Consider the following 17,998-nt stretch of genomic DNA (forward strand, 5'->3'; position numbering starts at 1 on the left):
CCGCCGCCGATGATTCCTGGAGAGATGGACATACTGCCTGGCGAGATCGAACTGAACGCCGGCCGCAGGACCCTGACGCTGGCCGTCGGCAACACCGGCGACCGTCCGGTGCAGGTGGGCTCGCACTATCACTTCGCCGAAGCGAACCCGGCACTGACCTTCGATCGTGAAGCGGCACTGGGTTTTCGCCTCGACGTGCCCGCCGGCAGCGCGATCCGCTTTGAGCCGGGGCAGACACGGGATGTCACGCTCGTCGCCTACGCCGGTGACCGTAAGGTCTATGGCTTTCGCGGGGCCGTCATGGGAGCGCTGTCATGAGTCGCATTGATCGCCGCGCCTATGCCGGCATGTACGGCCCGACCACCGGAGACCGGCTGCGTCTGGGCGATACAGACCTGTGGATCCGCGTGGAACACGACCACACTGTCTACGGCGACGAGGTGAAGTTCGGCGGCGGCAAGGTGATCCGCGACGGCATGGGGCAAGGCCAGCTGCCCTGCGCCGAGGTCCCGGACACAGTGATTACCAATGCGCTGATCCTCGATCACTGGGGCATCGTCAAGGCCGACGTTGCCATCAAGGAAGGCCGTATCAGCGGTATCGGCAAGGCCGGCAACCCGGACGTGCAGCCGGGCGTCACCCTGGCTATCGGGGCTGGAACCGAGATCATCGCCGGTGAAGGCAGGATTCTCACCGCCGGCGGCATCGACGCTCATATTCACTTCATTTGCCCGCAGCAGATCGAGGAAGCCCTGATGAGCGGCATTACCACCATGCTCGGCGGCGGCACCGGGCCGGCCACCGGCACCAACGCCACCACCTGCACGCCCGGTCCCTGGCACATCGGCAAGATGCTGCAGGCCTCCGAAGCCTTCCCGATGAATCTCGGCTATCTGGGCAAGGGCAATGCGAGCCTGCCACTGCCGCTGCAGGAGCAGATCATTGCCGGTGCACTCGGCCTGAAACTGCACGAGGACTGGGGCACGACGCCGGCGGCCATAGACAATGCATTGAACGTTGCCGAACAGTTCGATGTCCAGGTGGCGATTCACACCGACACGCTGAACGAGTCGGGCTTTGTCGAGGACACACTCGCGGCGATTGCCGGTCGCACCATTCACACCTATCACACCGAAGGTGCCGGCGGCGGCCACGCACCGGATATCATCAAGGCCTGTGGCGCCGACAACGTGCTGCCATCTTCCACCAATCCCACCCGGCCCTATACGGTGAACACGGTTGACGAGCACCTGGACATGCTCATGGTCTGCCACCACCTGGACCCGGACATTCCCGAGGACGTCGCCTTTGCCGACTCGCGCATCCGCAAGGAAACCATTGCCGCGGAGGATATCCTCCACGATCTCGGAGCCTTCTCCATCATCGCCTCGGATTCCCAGGCCATGGGGCGCGTCGGCGAAGTGATCTGCCGCACCTGGCAGACGGCCCACAAGATGAAGGTGCAGCGCGGGCGGCTTGCCGAAGACATCGATGCCGACAATTTCCGCGCCCGGCGCTACATCGCCAAGTACACCATCAATCCGGCGCTGGCCCACGGCATCGCCCACGAGGTCGGTTCGGTGGAAGTGGGCAAGCTGGCGGATCTCTGCCTGTGGTCGCCGGCCTTCTTCGGCGTCAAGCCGGCACTCATCATCAAGGGTGGCGCCATTGCGGCTGCGCCCATGGGTGACCCCAACGCGTCCATTCCCACGCCACAGCCGGTACACTACCGCTACATGTTCGGTGCTTTCGGCCGCGCGTGCACGGAAACCGCAGTCAGCTTCGTCAGCGGCGCCGCCCTTGACGCGGGCATTGCCGACAGGCTCGGCCTGCAGCGACGCCTGGTTGCCGTGAAGGGATGCCGCAGCGTTCGCAAGGCGGATATGCGGCTGAACAACTACCAGCCGCACATGGAGGTTGACCCGCAGACCTACGAGGTGCGCGCCGACGGCGTGTTGCTGACCTGTGAACCCGCCAGCGTCCTGCCGCTGGCACAGCGCTACCACCTCTTTTGATGCTCGAAGCGACCGAGCTGCTGCGGAGCCCGACACGGCCGGGTGCGCCCGCGCCGGGACCGCTGGCGACGCTGACCCTGAGCTTCGACCAGCGCCGCAAGAGTCGCTATCGCACCCGCACGGATTGCGGCCTCGACCTCGGCTGGTTTCTGCCAAGGGGGATCGTCCTGGCTGAGGGTGACCGCCTGCTCTGCAGCGATGGCATGCACATCCAAATCAAGGCGGCCGATGAAGAGATCAGCGAGATCCACTGCGACAACGCGCTGCTGGTCAGCCGTGCGGCCTATCACCTGGGTAACCGCCATGTTCCCCTCGATATCGCCGAGGGACGCCTGCGCTACCAGCGTGACAGCGTGCTGGACGACATGCTGGCCGGGCTCGGCCTCGAGGTTCGGCACACGCAGGCGCCCTTCAATCCGGAAAATGGCGCCTATCACGGGCACGGGGGCCACGGTCATGTCGCTTCAGACGACAGCCGCCACGAGCATAGCCACGCGGGCGCAGCGCATGACCACAGCCATGGCCAGCACTGACTCCCGGCTTCATCTGTGGCATCTGATCAGCCCCGCACTGCCGGTGGGAGCATATGCCTATTCACAGGGTCTGGAGTTCGCGATTGAGGCCGGCTGGCTGTCTGCCCCGGAGGCTCTGGATGACTGGCTGGCCGGCCTGTTGAGTGAGGGCCTGGCGCGAAGCGATCTACCGGTATTGCTGCGCTGCCTTGACGCCTGGCAGCTGGGTGATGTCGCCGCGCTGGATCACTGGAACGACTGGCTGCGCGCCAGCCGTGAGACCCGTGAGCTGCTGCTGGAAGATGAACAGATGGGGGTCGCCCTGTTCCGCCTGCTGAATGACCTGGGCGTGCCGGATATGCCGCTGCGTTCCCGCCCCGGCTACGTCAGCCAGTTTGCCCGCGCCTGTGCCCACTGGCAGATCAGCGCTGCCGACACGCTGCATGGCTACGCCTGGAGCTGGCTGGAAAACCAGGTCACCGCGGCGACCAAGCTGATCCCTCTGGGGCAGACGATGGCACAGAAGCACCTGCTTGCGCTGATGCCCGGGATCGCATTCGCCTGCATGCGTGCAACCGCGCTGGCCGACGACGAGCTGGGCGGCAGCCTGCCGGGACTGGCCATGGCCTCCGCGGCCCACGAACAACAACACGCGCGTCTGTTCCGTTCCTGACGCGGCGTTAACGAGAGGCAGATGAACCCATGCAGAAACCGGCATTACGTATTGGCATTGGCGGACCCGTAGGCTCGGGCAAGACCGCACTGGTGCGCCTGCTGTGCGAGCAGCTCAAGAATCGCTATAACCTCGCGGTGATCACCAACGATATCTACACGCGGGAAGATGCCGAGTTTCTGCTGCGCCACAATGCACTGGACGCGCACCGCATTGTCGGGGTGGAAACCGGCGGCTGTCCGCACACCGCCATCCGCGAGGATGCCTCCATGAACCTGTCCGCCGTGGCCCAGCTTCAGGGCGAGATACCGGGGCTGGAACTCCTGCTGATCGAGAGCGGCGGTGACAACCTGGCGGCGACCTTCAGCCCGGAGCTCTCGGATCTCACCCTTTACGTCATTGATGTCTCGGCGGGGGACAAAATCCCGCGCAAGGGCGGTCCCGGCATCACCAAGTCCGACCTGCTCATCATCAACAAGATCGATCTGGCGCCATTGGTCGGGGCTGACCTCTCGGTCATGGACCGCGATGCTCGCAGAACGCGCGGTGAGCAGCCCTTCGTGTTCACCAACCTGAAGGACGGCACGGGACTGGCCGACGTCATCCGCTTCATCGAGCACAACGGCATGCTGGCACCGACAGCGACCTGAGCGATGATCACTTTTATCGACAACGCCACCGTCATCACCCTTGCGGACGTCGACCCCAATCGCAGCGTGCTCGATTACCTGCGCGAGGACGCCGGCAAGACCGGAACCAAGGAGGGCTGTGCCTCCGGCGACTGTGGCGCCTGCACGGCCGTGACGGCGACTGTCGATGAGGGGGCACTTGCGTACCAGGCCATCAACACCTGCATCACCCCCGTGGGCCACCTGCACGGCAGACAGCTGATCAGCGTGGAGGACCTGGCAGAGAACGGTGTCCTGCACCCGGTGCAGCAAGCCATGGTAAAAGCGCACGCGTCACAGTGCGGTTTCTGCACCCCCGGTTTTGTCATGTCATTGTTTGCCCTGTGGAAAGGCGACGAAGCCCCTTCACGGCATACGGTCATCGACGCCCTGGGGGGCAACCTGTGCCGGTGCACCGGTTATCGACCCATCATTGACGCCGCCGTCGCCGCCTGTCGCGCGCGCGGCGAGGACAGCTTCTCAAGAGGCGAAGCCCGGACCGTCGCTGTGCTGGAACAGATCGCGAGCGATCCCCGGGATGTCCATCTGGCCGGCGAGGGCAGGCAATACCTTGCGCCCCGCAATCTGGACGAGCTGCTGTCCATTCTCCAGGCACAGCCCGAGGCCCGCCTGGTAGCCGGCGCCACAGACCTGCAGCTGGAGATCACCCAGCAGCTGCGCCAGCTTGATCTGCTGGTGTATACCGGCCACGTAGCGGAATTGAAAATCATGGAAGAGGCCGACGGCTGCCTGCATATCGGCGCAGCGGTCACCTATGCCGAAGCACAGCCAGTGCTGTGCCATCACTTCCCAGATCTTGAGGAATTGCTGGCGCGCCTGGGCTCGCGCCAGATCCGCAACCAGGGCACCCTGGGCGGCAACGTCGGCACGGCCTCGCCCATTGGCGACATTCCCCCGTTTCTGCTCGCCACCGGGGCTCACCTGCAGCTTCGCTCCTCCAGCGGCAGCCGTGAACTGCCCATCGCTGAGTTCTTTCTGGACTACCGCCGGACCGCCCTGCGGCCCGGCGAGTGCATCGAGAGAATCCTCGTTCCTCTCCCGGAACAGGAGGAGCTGCTGCGCGCCTACAAGATCAGCAAGCGTCTTGACGACGATATCTCCGCGCTGTGCGGCGTGTTCAATCTGTGCATCCGCGATGGCACTGTCACCCGGGCGCGGGTTGCCTTCGGCGGCATGGCGGCCATTCCTGCGCGCGCACCAGCCTGCGAACGCAGCCTGAGGGGCCAGCCCTGGACCCTGGAAACGGCGATCGCGGCCGGCGGCGCCCTCGCGCAGGATTTCCAGCCCATCGACGACCTTCGGGCAAGCGCGGCCTACCGGCTGGAAGCCGCCGCCGGGCTGCTGCAGCGGCTGTTCTACGACACAGTGGACAGTGATATCGGTCCCGTGCGGGTAACCCGGTATGCGTAGGCTGCCGCGGCACGAAGGCCCCGGCGAGGCCCCGATCACTGGGGACGCCCTCGGCACTTCCCGAGCGCACGAGAGTGCAGAGAAGCACGTCAGTGGCACCGCCACTTACGTCGACGATCAGGTCGCTCCCGCCAGCACCCTGCATGCCTACGTCGGTTTGAGCAATGTCGCCCACGGACGACTCCTGTCCCTGGATCTCGATGCGGTGCGCGCGGCACCCGGCGTCGTCCGGGTGGTCACCCGCGAGGATATTCCCGGGCACGCGGATATCGGCCCGGTGTTCCCTGGCGATCCCCTGCTGGTCGGCATTGGCGAGGAGGTCTCGTTCCATGGCCAGGTGCTGTTCGCTGTCGCCGCCACCAGCTACGCGGCAGCGCGCCGTGCCGCGCGCCTGGCCCGCGCAGACATTGAAGCGCTGCCGGCCATTCTCGATATCGCGGAAGGCCTGGCAGCACAGGTCTTTGTCCGCCCCAGCCACACGCAGCAGCGCGGCGACGCGGCACAGGCCATCGCGGCAGCACCGCATACCCTTCGCGGCGAGTTCCGTATCGGGGGTCAGGAGCAGATGTATCTCGAGGGCCAGGTATCCCTGGCAGTGCCGCAGGAGGATGGCGGCATGCTCGTGTACAGCTCGACGCAGCACCCGACGGAGGGTCAGAAGCTCGTGGCAGACGTTCTCGGCGTACCCATGAACCGTATCACCTTCGATACGCGGCGCATGGGCGGCGCCTTCGGTGGCAAGGAAACCCACGCCAATCAGTGGGCCTGCCTCGCCGCGCTGCTCGCCCATCACACCCGCCGCGCTGTGAAACTGCGCCTGGCGCGCGCCGAGGATTTCATCGCCACCGGCAAGCGGCATCACTTTCTCAGCCAATACCGCGTGGGCTTTGGCGACAGCGGCGAGCTGCAGGGGCTGGACATCAGCCTCGCCGGCGGCTGCGGCATGTCTCCCGATCTGTCCGACGCGATTGTCGACCGCGCCATGTTTCACGTCGACAACGCCTACTGCCTGCCACAGGCGCATGTGGTCGGCCACCGCGTGAAAACGCATACGGTGAGCAACACGGCCTTCCGCGGCTTTGGCGGCCCCCAGGGCATGCTGGCGATCGAGCACATTCTTGACAATATCGCCCGCCATCTCGGCGCCGACCCACTGGATGTGCGCAAGCGCAACCTCTACCGGGACCAGCTGGGGTTCGATACGACCCACTACGGCCAGCGCATCGAGCAACACATACTGCCAGGACTGATAGACCGGCTGGAAAAAAATGCCGACTACCGCTCGCGTCGCGAGGCGATTTCCGTATACAACCGCAGCAGCCCGGTAATGCGAAAAGGGCTGGCACTGACGCCGGTAAAGTTCGGCATCTCCTTTACCGTCCAGACACTGAATCAGGCCGGCGCGCTGGTGCATGTCTATACCGACGGCAGCGTGCAGCTGAACCACGGCGGTACGGAGATGGGACAGGGCCTCTACACCAAGGTGGCGCAGATCGTTGCCAGCGAACTGCAGATCGACCTGGCGCGTATTCAATGCACGGCAACACGCACGGACAAGGTCCCGAACACCTCGCCCACGGCCGCCTCGGCGGGGTCGGACCTGAACGGCATGGCGGCACGCAATGCCGCACGCACGATCAGGAAACGCCTCACCACCCTGGCGGCACAGCATTACGCGGTGGCGGAGGACGACGTGCAGTTCAGCAACAACACGGTGAGCATCGGCGATCACCGCCTCAGCTTTACCGAACTGGTGCAGCTGGCCTACCGGCAGCGCGTTTCACTGTCGGCAACGGGCTTCTACCGGACGCCAAAAATTCACTACGATCGTGACCGCGCCCGGGGCCGGCCCTTCTTTTACTACGCGAATGGGGCCGCCGTCAGCGAGGTGCTTGTGGACACCCTCACCGGTGAGTATCGCGTGACGCGTGTGGACATCTGCCACGACGTCGGCCAGTCACTCAACCCGGCGCTGGACCTCGGACAGATCGAGGGCGGCTTCATTCAGGGCATGGGCTGGCTTACCACTGAGGAGCTGGTGTGGGACGATGCGGGAAAGCTCATGACGATCGGCCCCGCCAGCTACAAGATTCCTGCCATTGGCGACACACCCGCTGTATTCAATGTCGAACTGCTGCCGGACAGCCCCAATACGGAGGCCACTATCTTTCATTCCAAGGCCGTGGGCGAACCACCGCTGATGCTGGCAATTTCGGTGTACTGTGCCCTTCGGGATGCCGCAGCCAGCCTGGCGGATTACCGCATGAGTCCGCCCCTCAACGCCCCGGCCACCCCGGAGCGCGTGCTTGGCGCCTGTCGCAGTGCCCGGGAGTTTATTGCATGAGCACCGGCAGCCGCGCACATACCGACACCCATTGGACGGAAGCCTGCGCTGCGCTGCAACAGGCCGGCACCCCCCATGTGCTGCTGACGCTGCTCGATACCCGTGGCTCCACCCCGCGCGCAGCGGGCACCAAGATGGTCGTCGCCGCCAATACCAGTTGGGGCAGCATTGGCGGCGGCAACCTGGAATTCCGTGCCATGGCCATCGCCGGCGAGATGCTGGCAGCCGGCAGCGATGCACAGCGCATCGAGGATTTCCCGCTGGGGGCAAAACTCGGCCAGTGCTGCGGCGGTCACACCCAGGTGCTGTTCGAGTGCTTTGCCGGAACCCAGCTCCAGGTGGCACTGTTCGGCGCGGGACACGTCGGCCGGGCGCTGGCCACCATCCTGGGCGGCCTGCCCTGTCGCGTGCACTGGTTTGACAGCCGGCAAGCGGAATTTCCCGGACAGGTCGCCGCCAATATCCGTGTCTGCGTCAGCGACAGCCCGTTGCAGGACCTCGAGGGACTCCCGGCAGGCACGTTTTACCTCATCATGACCCACGAACATCCCCTCGACTATGCGCTTGCCGAAAGGGCACTGGCCCGCTCTGATGCGGGCTATATCGGCCTGATCGGCTCCCGGACCAAGTGGCGTCGCTTTCAGCTGCGCCTGGCCCATCGCGGCTATACTGAGAGCCAGACTGCGCAGATCCACTGCCCGGTCGGGCTGCGCGAGGTACCCGGCAAATATCCGATGGAGGTGGCCGTATCGATCGCCGGCCAAGTGATTGCGGCGTATCATGCCGGGGCCAGGTCCGACGACGCAGCCGTGCCATCGGTCCTGACCCCGCAAGGTGAGGCACCATGACAACTTCAGCACCAGACAACACTGACGCCGCCTACGCCGGCGACCCCAGAGCCAGGGCCATTGCCGAATCCCACCTCAATCTCCTCGACGAGCGCCTCGGTGCACGCGCCCTGGCCTGCAGCGACGAATGGTTTGCAGAGGCCGGCAATCTGGTCAAGCCCGGTCGCGGCATTTTCCGTGAGGGACATTTTGTCGCCACCGGGCAGTGGATGGATGGATGGGAATCCCGCCGGTCTTTCGGTCGACGCCCGCCGGGCGCTGCCAACTACGACTGGTGCATTCTACGCCTTGGCGCACCGGGCAGCCTGAACGCTGTGGACATCGACACCCACCACTTTCGCGGCAATGCGCCGGAGGCCGCCGCCCTTGATGCCCTGTTTACCGAGGATGAGCCAGACAACGACGCCGACTGGCTGGAGCTGCTGCCGAAAAGCCAGTTGCAGGCTCACAGCCGCAACCTGTTTGCCATCGAGACGGCAACCGACCGACCGCAGCCGTTCACGCATGTGCGCCTGCGCATTTTCCCCGATGGTGGCGTCGCCCGCCTGCGGGCCTGGGGTAGACCCTTGCTGCGGCGCGACCACTTCATCGACGGCGAACTGATTGACCTGTCCGCCGCACAGCACGGGGGACGCGGCGTTGCCGTCAGCAACCGGTTCTACAGTTCTCCGGACAATCTGCTCATGCCAGGGCGCGGCGTCAACATGGGTGATGGCTGGGAAACCCGGAGACGGCGCGACGATGGCCACGACTGGGCCATTGTGCAGCTTGGCGTCGCGGGGACCATCCACAAAGTCGTCGTCGACACCGCCCACTTCAAGGGCAACTTCCCCCATCACATGACGCTCGAGGCGATAAACACGGATCGGAAGGATATCGAGGCGGCCAATCTTGAGTGGCAGACCCTGCTGCCGGCCCGGCGTCTGTTTGCTGACCGGGAGCACCTGTTTCTGCGCGAGCTGGTGCACGACCGCAGCGAGCGCTTCACGCATGTGCGACTGAATATTTTCCCGGATGGCGGCGTCAGCCGTCTGCGGATTCTCGGTTTCCCGGACTGGATTTCGCTCGCGTGACCCTCGCTGACTTCAATGCGGCGGACACGGAGACCGCATCGCAGGCACTTGCCCGCTGCTGCAGCTGCCGTCGCTGGGTGGAAGCGCTGGTGCAGGGGCGCCCCTACGCCGACCTGGAGGCGCTGCGCGACGCCGCGGACCGCGTCTGGACAACCCTGGGTGACGACGATTACCTGGAAGCCTTCGCCGGACATCCGCAGATCGGGGACATGGACAGCCTGCACGGGAAATCCGCGGAAACGCGCTCGCTCGCCGCACAGGAGCAGGCTGGCGTCCTCGGGGCAGACGATGCGATCCTGCGCGAGCTGGCGCACTGCAATGCCGAGTACTTCCGGCGTTTCGGTTTCATTTTCATCGTCTGCGCCAGCGGCAGGAGCGTCGAGGAAATGCTGCATCTGATGCAGTCACGCATGGCACATTCGCGACACGAGGAAATTGCCATCGCCGCCGAGGAGCAGCGCAGAATATTCCACAGACGAATCGGACAGTTGCTATGAGCCAGATCAGCACGCATGTTCTCGACACCGCCCTTGGACAGCCCGCTAAAGGGGTGCCGCTGTCACTCTGTCGGGAAGAGAGCGACGGCAGCTGGACACCAGTCGCAGACGCCATCACGAATCGCGACGGACGCGTGGACGGCGGACTGTGTGAGGCCGGCCTTGAGCTGCCCGCTGGCAGCTACCGCATGCGCTTCAACACCGCAGACTACCTCGCGTCGCAGAACCTGGAGGTTTTCTATCCCCGGATTGATGTGGTGTTCCATCTGCCCGCCGGCGGCGAGCATTATCACATTCCTCTGCTGCTCTCGCCCTACGGCTACAGTACCTATCGAGGCAGCTGATGAGCGGCCATCGGACTCCGGAACCACTGATCCTGCAAGCCCTCTCCGCCGCCGCATTCGCGCCCTTCGGCGCGGTCATCGAACCCGCTGCTGCCGCGCACGAATACCCGATCAACGATGGACTGACCTACCGCTACGACGATATTGCCCGCGCGCACAGCTTTCCCGCCGGACAAAGTAACGGCGAGATGAATTCCGCTGATACGGGCCTCGGCTTCAGTATTTTCCGCGCCCGGCCCGTGGCACTGCCCTTTGCCCTTCAACGCATGGAGCGGCATCCGCTGGGCACACAGGCGTTCATCAACACCGGCAACGTGGCCTTCGCCATCGTGGTCGCACCCCCGGGCGCTTTCGACGCGGCAGCAATGCGTGCCTTCCTGGCTGCACCGGGACAAAGCATCAACTATCACGTTGGCACCTGGCATCACCACCTGCTGGCCCTCGGTCGCGGCGATTTTATCGTGGTCGACCGGATCGGCGATGGCAACTGCGACGAGATGGCGCTCCCTGAGCCGATCATGCTCGTGGCCAGCAGCGCAGACGGCCACCGCTGATGCTGCAGGCACACAGAGGGGCTGTGCTGCACTTCCTGCAGGATCCAGATGTGGCACCGGCAGAAGACGCCTGGGCGCATTACCCGGATGGCCTGCTCGTGACAGAGGGCGATCGCGTGCACAGCGTTGGCCCGGCATCCTCACTGCTGGCATCGCTTCCCGCTGATTGCCCGGTGCGCCGGCATGACAATGCCCTGCTGCTTCCCGGTTTTATCGATACGCATATTCATCTGCCGCAGATGGAGATGGTCGGCGCCCATGGCGAGCAGCTGCTGGAATGGCTGGAGAAATACGTCTTTCCCGCAGAGGCGAAGTTTGCCGATGCCGCCTACGCGGGCGCGGTATCAGAGCGCTTCCTCGACGAACTGCTGCGCAACGGCACGACCACGGCAATGGTGTTCGGCAGCGTCCACGCCGTCTCCGTGGAGGTGTTTTTCCAGGCCTGCGAGCGGCGCGGGCTGCGCATGATCGCCGGCAAGGCAATGATGGACAGGCACTGCCCCGACACCGTGCGCGACAGCGCGGGGAGTGCCTACCGGGACAGCAAGCGACTGATTCAGGACTGGCATGGACGCGGACGCCTGCGCTACGCCGTCACGCCGCGCTTTGCCCCCACCTCATCGCCCGAGCAGCTGGCGCTGGCGGGACAGCTGCTGCGCGAGCATCCGGGGGTGTATCTGCAGACGCACATGTCCGAAAACCTGGATGAAGTGGCCTGGGTCGGTCGTCTGTTCCCGGAGGCGCCGCACTATCTCGGCGCTTACGACGCGGCGGGCCTGCTCGGGCGCCGCAGCGTCTTTGCGCACTGCATACACCTGACGGACGGGGAGTGGACGCGACTGGCTGACAGCGCCAGCAACATTGCATTCTGCCCGACTTCGAACCTGTTTCTCGGCAGCGGACTTTTTTCCCTGCGCTGTGCGCGAAAGCACGGAATCCACGTTGGCCTGGGCACCGATATCGGCGGCGGGACCAGCTTTTCCCTGCTGCAGACGCTCAACGAGGCCTACAAGGTACTGCAGCTTCGCGGTGAGCGCCTGTCGCCACTCAAAGCGTTCTACCTGGCGACGCTGGGCGGCGCGAGAACGCTGGATCTCGAGGACACACTGGGTAACTTCATGCCCGGCAAGGAAGCCGATTTCATTGTCGTCGACACGGCCTGTACGCCGCTTCTGGCGTTTCGTTTGCAGCACTGTCGCGACCTTGCCGAAACCCTGTTCGTGCTCAGCACGCTCGGCGACGACCGGGCGATCCGCGAGACCTGGTCGGGGGGACGCCGCGTGCATCACCGGGACGCGCCAGCGACCCGGCCCGACTCGATGGAGAGTGCATAAAGCCGATGGAAAATTATGTCCTGGACTGGCTGGGTCTGCTGTTCCGCTGGCTGCACCTAATAACGGGAGTGGCGTGGATCGGCGCATCCTTCTACTTCATGTGGCTGGACAACAGCCTCGAAGAGCCACCCCCCTGGAAGCGGAACAAGGGCATCAAGGGCGACCTCTGGGCAATCCATGGCGGCGGCATCTACGAGGTTGCGAAATACCGGCTGGCGCCCGAAGCCATGCCTGCAACCCTGCACTGGTTCAAGTGGGAAGCCTACAGCACCTGGCTCACCGGCATGGTCCTGCTCACCCTTATTTATTACCTGGGTGCCGAGTCCTACCTCATCGACCCCAGGGTCGCCGAGCTGTCGCCGGCTCTCGCCGTTGGTCTCGGGCTGACCTTTATTGTCGGCAGCTATGTCGCTTACGAGCTGCTGTGCGCCAGCCCGCTGGCGCGTCATCCCCTGTGGATTGCTGCTGTCCTGGCGATGGCGGCGGCTTTCCTTGCCTGGTGGCTGAGCCGCGTGTTCAGCGGCCGCGGCGCCTACATCCATTTCGGTGCGATCATCGGCACCCTGATGGTCGGAAACGTGTTCCGGGTCATCATGCCGGCGCAGCGGTCCCTGGTGTCGGCGATAGCGCGGGGCGAGGCGCCGGATCCCGCGCCCGCCGTCAAGGCCAAGCTGCACTCCACGCACAACACCTACCTGACTCTACCCCTGCTGTTCATCATGATCAGCAGTCACTACCCGATGACCTACGCGCATCCTCGCAACTGGCTGGTGCTGCTGGCCCTGGTGGTCATTACGGCCGTAGCACGCCACTATTTCGTCCTGCGTCACAGGCAGGTAAACAGGCCTTGGATAGTGGCGGGCTGCGGCCTCGCCACCCTGCTTCTGGCCATCGCCATTGCGCCGGCGCACCTGCGCTCTGCCGGGACTGCAGATACCGCCACACCAGAGGACGCGCTGGCCGACGAGGGCTGGCATATTGTCCGGACCCACTGCACCGGGTGCCATGCCCGCGCACCCACCGATGAAAGCTTTACCCGCGCGCCGGCGGGCGTCATGCTGGATACACCAGCCGATGTACGCCAGTGGTCTGATCGCATCAGGTCGCAAGCCATCGATACGCACAACATGCCATTCATGAACAGCACAGGCATGACTGCGACCGAGCGGGAGCGGCTGGCGCAATGGCTGGCTGCGGGGGCCCCGGCACCCGGTTGACGGCTTTCCGCGGCAGTGGATGCGCCATGCGCGTGGAACCGACGCCGCGATTACCGGTCAATGACTGTGAGATTCAACATCAGGATTCACCACAAGGATGTCAGACACATGCAGAGCTCCACAATCCTTCAAGGCCGTGGGCGACGGAAGCGGGCCGCTTTCCATAGCGTTCTCGCAACGCTTATCACGCTGACCCTGGGGCCGGCAGTGCTGGCCGCCGAGGCCGGAGGTGACGCAGGCAATCCGCCGCCGGCAATATCGGTGACCGGCGAGGGCAAAGTCACGGCACAGCCAGATCGCGCCGCGCTGCAGCTGGGCGTGCAGGTCCGTCATGAGGATCTCGCCGAGGCCCGTAGCGAGGTCACGCGTCGCAGCAACGCCATTCTGCAGCACCTCGCCTCCCTGGGGATTGAGGAGCGACACGTCAATGCGACTGACATCAATACACTGCCGGAATATCGCTGGGACAAGGAGCAGGAAACCCAGGTCCTCACCGGCTACAGCGTGCAGCGGAGCATCGACCTGGCGCTGATGGACCTGTCGCTGTTGTCGACGGTCATTGAGGGATCGGCGGACGCCGGCGCCAACCGTATTACCCCACCGCGGCTATCGCACAGCAGGGAGGCAGAGCTGCGACGCGATGCATTGCGACTGGCGACTGAAGATGCACGCGCCAACGCCAGGGCCATTGCCGAGACGCTGGGCGGCACACTGGGCGCGGTGCGAGATATCAGCACTGGCGGAAGTCCGCGACCTGTTCCGATGGCCAGGGACATGATGATGCGTGCCTCCGCGGAGACCGCCGATGCCGACGCCACCTATGTCGCCGGCGACCAGACTTTCGAGGCGCGCGTCAGCGCCACCTTCAACCTTGCAACGACGGGCAGCGCAGACGGTGTTTGACCGCTCTGCACAGGACGCTACACTTCCAGCTGATCTGACTCCTTTTCTGGCAACCGGGTATCTGACATTGATGATGCGACGCACGCTTACAGCACTGACCCTCAACTGCCTCTTCTGGCTCTCCGCGGCAACAGTTCACGCGGTCACCCAGATCGAGCCCAGCGAAGCACAGGCAGATACAGCGCGGGAGCTGGTCGAGCAGCTGGAAAAACGTCATTACGCAAAGCTGCACTACGACGAAAATCTGTCGACCGCGCATCTTGAGAATTACATCGACAGCCTCGATGGCGGAAAGATGTTTTTCACCCAGGCGGATGTCGCGGAATTCAGGAAATATGCCGCCACCACGGAGAATGATTTTTCCAGTGGCAATCTCGGCGTCGGTTTCATGATCTTCAACCGCTTTGCCGAGCGGCTGGAGGCGCGCCTGACCCGCGTTGTGGAGACCTTGCCCGAGCGCTATGCCGCCATGGATTTCACCGTTGACGAGGATTTTGTGATCAATGGAGAGAAGCGCACATGGGCAATGGACAGTGACGAGCTCGAAGAACGCTGGCGCAAGCATCTGAAAAACCAGGCTCTGAGTCTGCGACTGGCAGACAAGGACGAAGAGGATATCGCCAGCGTGCTGAGCAAGCGTTACCAGCGACAGCTAAAGCGCGTCGCCCAGTACAACGCCCAGGACGTCTTTCAGGTATATGCCAATGCGCTGACCGAGCTTTACGACCCTCATAGCAACTATCTCTCACCCCGACGCTCCGAGAATTTCAACATCAACATGAGCCTGTCCCTCGAAGGGATTGGCGCTGTACTGCAGTCTGATGACGACTACACCAAGGTGGCACGCATTGTGGCGGCCGGCCCAGCGGACAAGCAGGGTGATCTGAAGCCGTCGGATCGCATCGTCGCCGTCGGCCAGGGGGAAGAAGGACCGATGGAGGATGTTATCGGCTGGCGTCTCGACGAGGTGGTCGACCTGATTCGCGGACCGAAGGACAGCACGGTACGACTCAGTGTGATGCCGGGTACGCCCGGTGCGGCAACCGAGGAACGCAAGACCATCAAGATTGTCCGCAACACCGTGAAGCTGGAGGAGCAGTCCGCGCAGAAGCGGGTGCTGGAACTGCCGGCCGGAGACGACACCATCAAGGTCGGCGTGATCGATATTCCCGCGTTCTACATTGATTTCGATGCCATGCGTCGCGGCGATGACGATTACAAAAGTACAACACGCGATGTCGGCCGGCTGCTGGAGGAACTGCAGACCGAAGGCGTGGATGGCGTGATCATCGACCTGCGCAACAACGGCGGCGGGTCCCTGCAGGAAGCCAACGAGCTCACTGGCCTGTTCATTGAATATGGGCCCACCGTGCAGATCCGGCACTCATCCCGGCGGGTCTGGCGCGATGGCAAGCGCCTGCGCAGCGCCTACTATGAAGGCCCTCTTGTGGTGATGATCAACCGTCTCAGCGCCTCTGCCTCCGAGATTTTCGCAGGAGCGATCCAGGATTACGAGCGCGGAATCATTGTAGGTGACCGGTCCTTCGGCAAGGGCACGGTGCAGACCATGGTGCCCCTTAAGGAGGGGCAGCTCAAGGTGACCGAGAGCAAGTTCTATCGCATTTCGGGCGATAGTACCCAGCACCGCGGCGTCGTGCCCGACATCACCTTTCCCTCCATGTTCAACGCCGAGGAAATCGGTGAGAGCTCGCTCGACCACGCACTTGCCTGGGACCAGATCAACCCGGTGAGACATCGCCGCTATGGTGATCTGGATGCGGTTATCCCGGAGCTCGCCGCCCTGTTCGACGAGCGCAAGAAAGATAATGCCGAGCTGAATTACCTGGTAGAACAGGTGTCGCTGGCCAATGACGACAGCGATGTCGACAGCGTATCCCTGAACGAGGCGGTTCGACGTGCGCGACGCGAGACGCGGATGAGTAAAGCGCTGGCTATTGAGAATCGTCGGCGCAGCGCTCGCGGCGAGGAACCCCTCGCGTCACTCGATGACGACGATCGGGGGGAGGAAGACGAGAACAGCAGTGACGGTCTCGCGGCCGCCGATGCGGATCCGGATGAGAATAAAGATGAGGTCGATGACGTGCTGCTCACCGAGGCCGGCCATATTCTTGTCGATACACTGCTGATGCGTGAACCGTCCTATGCGGTCAACGCGAAAAAGAAAGACTAGTGGGCCACTAGGGTCAATCGCACCAGGCCAGGTCTGCGGCAAGCCGCACTACGTCGCCGATAATGATGAGCGTTGGCGGCTGTGGCTGTTCGCGCTCCACAACGGCAGTCATGGTCGACAGGGTTCCCCTGATCACCCGCTGCTCGGCCGTGCTTGCCTTCTCCACCAGAGCCACCGGCGTTCCAGGATCGCGCCCATGGGCCTGCAGCTGTTCGCAGATAATGGGCAGTCCGACGAGCCCCATGTAGAACACCAGGGTTTCCTGGGGCGACTGAAACTCTTCCCAGCGATGCGGCAGCTTGCCGTCACGGGTGTGCCCGGTGAGAAAGCGTACCGATTGTGCGTAATCGCGATGGGTCAGCGGAATGCCCGCATAGCAGGCGGCGGCGTTGGCGGCGGTGATACCCGGGACAATCTGGAAGGGGATACCGTGGCGTGCCAGCAGCGTAATCTCCTCGCCACCGCGGCCAAAGACGAAGGGATCCCCGCCCTTCAGCCGTACCACGCATTTGCCCTGTAGCGCATAGTCCACCAGGGCCTGGTTGATCTCCTCCTGCGGCAGGGCGTGCTCGGCACGCCGCTTGCCGACATAGATACGCTGCGCATCGCGGCGGCCGAGATCGATGATAGCCTGAGGCACCAGCCGGTCGTGCAGAATGACATCACCCCGCTGCAGAAGGCGCAGGGCCTTGAAGGTCATCAGGTCGGGATCACCGGGTCCCGCGCCGATAAGAAAGACCTCACCCACAGGTGTCGGGTCTTTCGCCAGCAACGCATCCACCGCGGCGCCGGCCTGATCGGTGCGCCCGGCCAATACCATCTCTGCCACCGGCCCCTCCACCAGATCTTCCCAGAAGCGCCGCCTTGTCGACTCATCGGGGATGGCAGCTTTTACCCTTGCCCTCAAGCTGCCGGCAAAACGCGCGACGTCACCGAGCCGGGCCGGCAGCATTGCCTCCAGCTGCCGACGCACCGCGCGACCGAGCACCGGACTTGCTCCGTTGCTGCCGATCGCGACCAGCAGCGGATCGCGATCGACAATCGAGGGAAAGGTGAACGTGCAAAGCTCGGGAGTGTCCACCACGTTGACCGGGATATTGCGCTCACGCGCTTCGGCGTGCACCCGTCGGTTCACGGCGTTATCCGGCGTTGCTGCAATTACCAGTATCTGCCCGCCCAGATCGCCCGGCACATATGCCCTCGCCTGCCAGGTTCCCCCGTGATCATCAAGCAATCCTTGCAGGCCACTGTCTATCTCAGGCGCAATCACCGTGAGATTCGCGCCGGCACGGCACAGAAACAGGGCTTTTCGCGAGGCCACCGTACCACCGCCGATCAGTGTCACCGGCTCGCCGCGCAGCTTGAGGAATACCGGCAGGGCCTCCACGGTGCGG

17 protein-coding genes are annotated in these 17,998 nt (G+C 64.0%); 16 read left to right on the forward strand and 1 reads right to left on the reverse strand.

Annotation, left to right across the window (positions count from 1 at the left end; translation table 11 throughout):
* The first annotated feature begins 9 nt into the window (after positions 1 to 9).
* The 16 genes from EV688_RS00220 (at position 10) to EV688_RS00295 (ending at position 16,604) form a co-directional block, all read left to right on the forward strand.
* On the forward strand, positions 10 to 318 hold the full coding sequence (locus EV688_RS00220) for an urease subunit beta (RefSeq protein WP_117316220.1): 309 nt from the start codon (positions 10 to 12) through the stop codon (positions 316 to 318).
* Positions 315 to 2,015 (forward strand): urease subunit alpha, encoded by a 1,701-nt coding sequence (ureC, locus tag EV688_RS00225; protein WP_117316223.1) that lies wholly within the window; start codon positions 315 to 317, stop codon positions 2,013 to 2,015. The genes EV688_RS00220 and ureC overlap by 4 nt, the downstream gene beginning before the upstream one ends.
* Positions 2,015 to 2,548, forward strand: coding sequence for an urease accessory protein UreE (gene ureE, locus EV688_RS00230; protein ID WP_117316225.1), 534 nt, complete (start codon positions 2,015 to 2,017; stop codon positions 2,546 to 2,548). Before ureC ends, ureE begins: the two co-directional genes overlap by 1 nt.
* Positions 2,523 to 3,200: an urease accessory protein UreF gene (locus EV688_RS00235; protein WP_240624282.1), complete on the forward strand. Its 678-nt coding sequence runs from the start codon at positions 2,523 to 2,525 to the stop codon at positions 3,198 to 3,200. Before ureE ends, EV688_RS00235 begins: the two co-directional genes overlap by 26 nt.
* 29 nt (positions 3,201 to 3,229) lie before the next feature.
* Positions 3,230 to 3,850 carry an urease accessory protein UreG gene (gene ureG, locus EV688_RS00240; protein WP_117316229.1) on the forward strand — a complete coding sequence of 207 codons (621 nt, stop codon included), beginning with the start codon at positions 3,230 to 3,232 and terminating at the stop codon, positions 3,848 to 3,850.
* A 3-nt stretch (positions 3,851 to 3,853) separates the two neighbouring features.
* On the forward strand, positions 3,854 to 5,299 hold the full coding sequence (xdhA, locus tag EV688_RS00245; protein ID WP_117316231.1) for a xanthine dehydrogenase small subunit: 1,446 nt from the start codon (positions 3,854 to 3,856) through the stop codon (positions 5,297 to 5,299).
* Positions 5,292 to 7,643, forward strand: a complete 2,352-nt coding sequence (xdhB, locus tag EV688_RS00250; RefSeq protein WP_117316233.1) for a xanthine dehydrogenase molybdopterin binding subunit — start codon at positions 5,292 to 5,294, stop codon at positions 7,641 to 7,643. Before xdhA ends, xdhB begins: the two co-directional genes overlap by 8 nt.
* Positions 7,640 to 8,491, forward strand: a complete 852-nt coding sequence (xdhC, locus tag EV688_RS00255; protein WP_117316235.1) for a xanthine dehydrogenase accessory protein XdhC — start codon at positions 7,640 to 7,642, stop codon at positions 8,489 to 8,491. Before xdhB ends, xdhC begins: the two co-directional genes overlap by 4 nt.
* Complete coding sequence (gene alc, locus EV688_RS00260) at positions 8,488 to 9,564, forward strand: allantoicase (protein ID WP_117316237.1); 1,077 nt, start codon at positions 8,488 to 8,490, stop codon at positions 9,562 to 9,564. The genes xdhC and alc overlap by 4 nt, the downstream gene beginning before the upstream one ends.
* The gene (uraD, locus tag EV688_RS00265; protein WP_117316239.1) at positions 9,561 to 10,061 is read left to right on the forward strand and encodes a 2-oxo-4-hydroxy-4-carboxy-5-ureidoimidazoline decarboxylase; all 501 of its coding nucleotides are present in this window, start codon (positions 9,561 to 9,563) and stop codon (positions 10,059 to 10,061) included. Before alc ends, uraD begins: the two co-directional genes overlap by 4 nt.
* Positions 10,058 to 10,405 (forward strand): hydroxyisourate hydrolase, encoded by a 348-nt coding sequence (uraH, locus tag EV688_RS00270; protein ID WP_117316241.1) that lies wholly within the window; start codon positions 10,058 to 10,060, stop codon positions 10,403 to 10,405. The genes uraD and uraH overlap by 4 nt, the downstream gene beginning before the upstream one ends.
* Positions 10,405 to 10,959, forward strand: a complete 555-nt coding sequence (locus EV688_RS00275; protein WP_117316243.1) for an ureidoglycolate lyase — start codon at positions 10,405 to 10,407, stop codon at positions 10,957 to 10,959. Before uraH ends, EV688_RS00275 begins: the two co-directional genes overlap by 1 nt.
* Positions 10,959 to 12,293 carry a guanine deaminase gene (guaD, locus tag EV688_RS00280; protein ID WP_117316245.1) on the forward strand — a complete coding sequence of 445 codons (1,335 nt, stop codon included), beginning with the start codon at positions 10,959 to 10,961 and terminating at the stop codon, positions 12,291 to 12,293. The genes EV688_RS00275 and guaD overlap by 1 nt, the downstream gene beginning before the upstream one ends.
* A 5-nt stretch (positions 12,294 to 12,298) precedes the next feature.
* Complete coding sequence (locus tag EV688_RS00285) at positions 12,299 to 13,510, forward strand: urate hydroxylase PuuD (protein WP_117316246.1); 1,212 nt, start codon at positions 12,299 to 12,301, stop codon at positions 13,508 to 13,510.
* 108 nt (positions 13,511 to 13,618) lie between these two features.
* On the forward strand, positions 13,619 to 14,413 hold the full coding sequence (locus tag EV688_RS00290; RefSeq protein WP_162883843.1) for an SIMPL domain-containing protein: 795 nt from the start codon (positions 13,619 to 13,621) through the stop codon (positions 14,411 to 14,413).
* Positions 14,414 to 14,483: 70 nt separating this feature from the next.
* On the forward strand, positions 14,484 to 16,604 hold the full coding sequence (locus EV688_RS00295; protein ID WP_117316250.1) for a carboxy terminal-processing peptidase: 2,121 nt from the start codon (positions 14,484 to 14,486) through the stop codon (positions 16,602 to 16,604).
* Between the two features lie 13 nt (positions 16,605 to 16,617).
* On the opposite strand, the gene cysG is transcribed toward EV688_RS00295, so the two are convergent.
* A complete protein-coding gene (gene cysG, locus EV688_RS00300; protein ID WP_117316251.1) occupies positions 16,618 to 17,991 on the reverse strand; it encodes a siroheme synthase CysG in 1,374 nt (457 codons plus the stop codon).
* Positions 17,992 to 17,998 lie beyond the last annotated feature (7 nt).

The organism is Chromatocurvus halotolerans, from assembly GCF_004340525.1.
Taxonomy (GTDB): domain Bacteria; phylum Pseudomonadota; class Gammaproteobacteria; order Pseudomonadales; family Halieaceae; genus Chromatocurvus; species Chromatocurvus halotolerans.

What these genes read in the sequence shown, in the direction of transcription:
- EV688_RS00220 (WP_117316220.1), top strand. Translation starts at nt 10, where the DNA reads ATGATTCCTGGAGAGATGGACATACTGCCTGGCGAGATCGAACTGAAC.
- ureC (WP_117316223.1), top strand. Translation starts at nt 315, where the DNA reads ATGAGTCGCATTGATCGCCGCGCCTATGCCGGCATGTACGGCCCGACC.
- ureE (WP_117316225.1), top strand. Translation starts at nt 2,015, where the DNA reads ATGCTCGAAGCGACCGAGCTGCTGCGGAGCCCGACACGGCCGGGTGCG.
- EV688_RS00235 (WP_240624282.1), top strand. Translation starts at nt 2,523, where the DNA reads ATGACCACAGCCATGGCCAGCACTGACTCCCGGCTTCATCTGTGGCAT.
- ureG (WP_117316229.1), top strand. Translation starts at nt 3,230, where the DNA reads ATGCAGAAACCGGCATTACGTATTGGCATTGGCGGACCCGTAGGCTCG.
- xdhA (WP_117316231.1), top strand. Translation starts at nt 3,854, where the DNA reads ATGATCACTTTTATCGACAACGCCACCGTCATCACCCTTGCGGACGTC.
- xdhB (WP_117316233.1), top strand. Translation starts at nt 5,292, where the DNA reads ATGCGTAGGCTGCCGCGGCACGAAGGCCCCGGCGAGGCCCCGATCACT.
- xdhC (WP_117316235.1), top strand. Translation starts at nt 7,640, where the DNA reads ATGAGCACCGGCAGCCGCGCACATACCGACACCCATTGGACGGAAGCC.
- alc (WP_117316237.1), top strand. Translation starts at nt 8,488, where the DNA reads ATGACAACTTCAGCACCAGACAACACTGACGCCGCCTACGCCGGCGAC.
- uraH (WP_117316241.1), top strand. Translation starts at nt 10,058, where the DNA reads ATGAGCCAGATCAGCACGCATGTTCTCGACACCGCCCTTGGACAGCCC.
- EV688_RS00275 (WP_117316243.1), top strand. Translation starts at nt 10,405, where the DNA reads ATGAGCGGCCATCGGACTCCGGAACCACTGATCCTGCAAGCCCTCTCC.
- guaD (WP_117316245.1), top strand. Translation starts at nt 10,959, where the DNA reads ATGCTGCAGGCACACAGAGGGGCTGTGCTGCACTTCCTGCAGGATCCA.
- EV688_RS00285 (WP_117316246.1), top strand. Translation starts at nt 12,299, where the DNA reads ATGGAAAATTATGTCCTGGACTGGCTGGGTCTGCTGTTCCGCTGGCTG.
- EV688_RS00290 (WP_162883843.1), top strand. Translation starts at nt 13,619, where the DNA reads ATGCAGAGCTCCACAATCCTTCAAGGCCGTGGGCGACGGAAGCGGGCC.
- EV688_RS00295 (WP_117316250.1), top strand. Translation starts at nt 14,484, where the DNA reads ATGATGCGACGCACGCTTACAGCACTGACCCTCAACTGCCTCTTCTGG.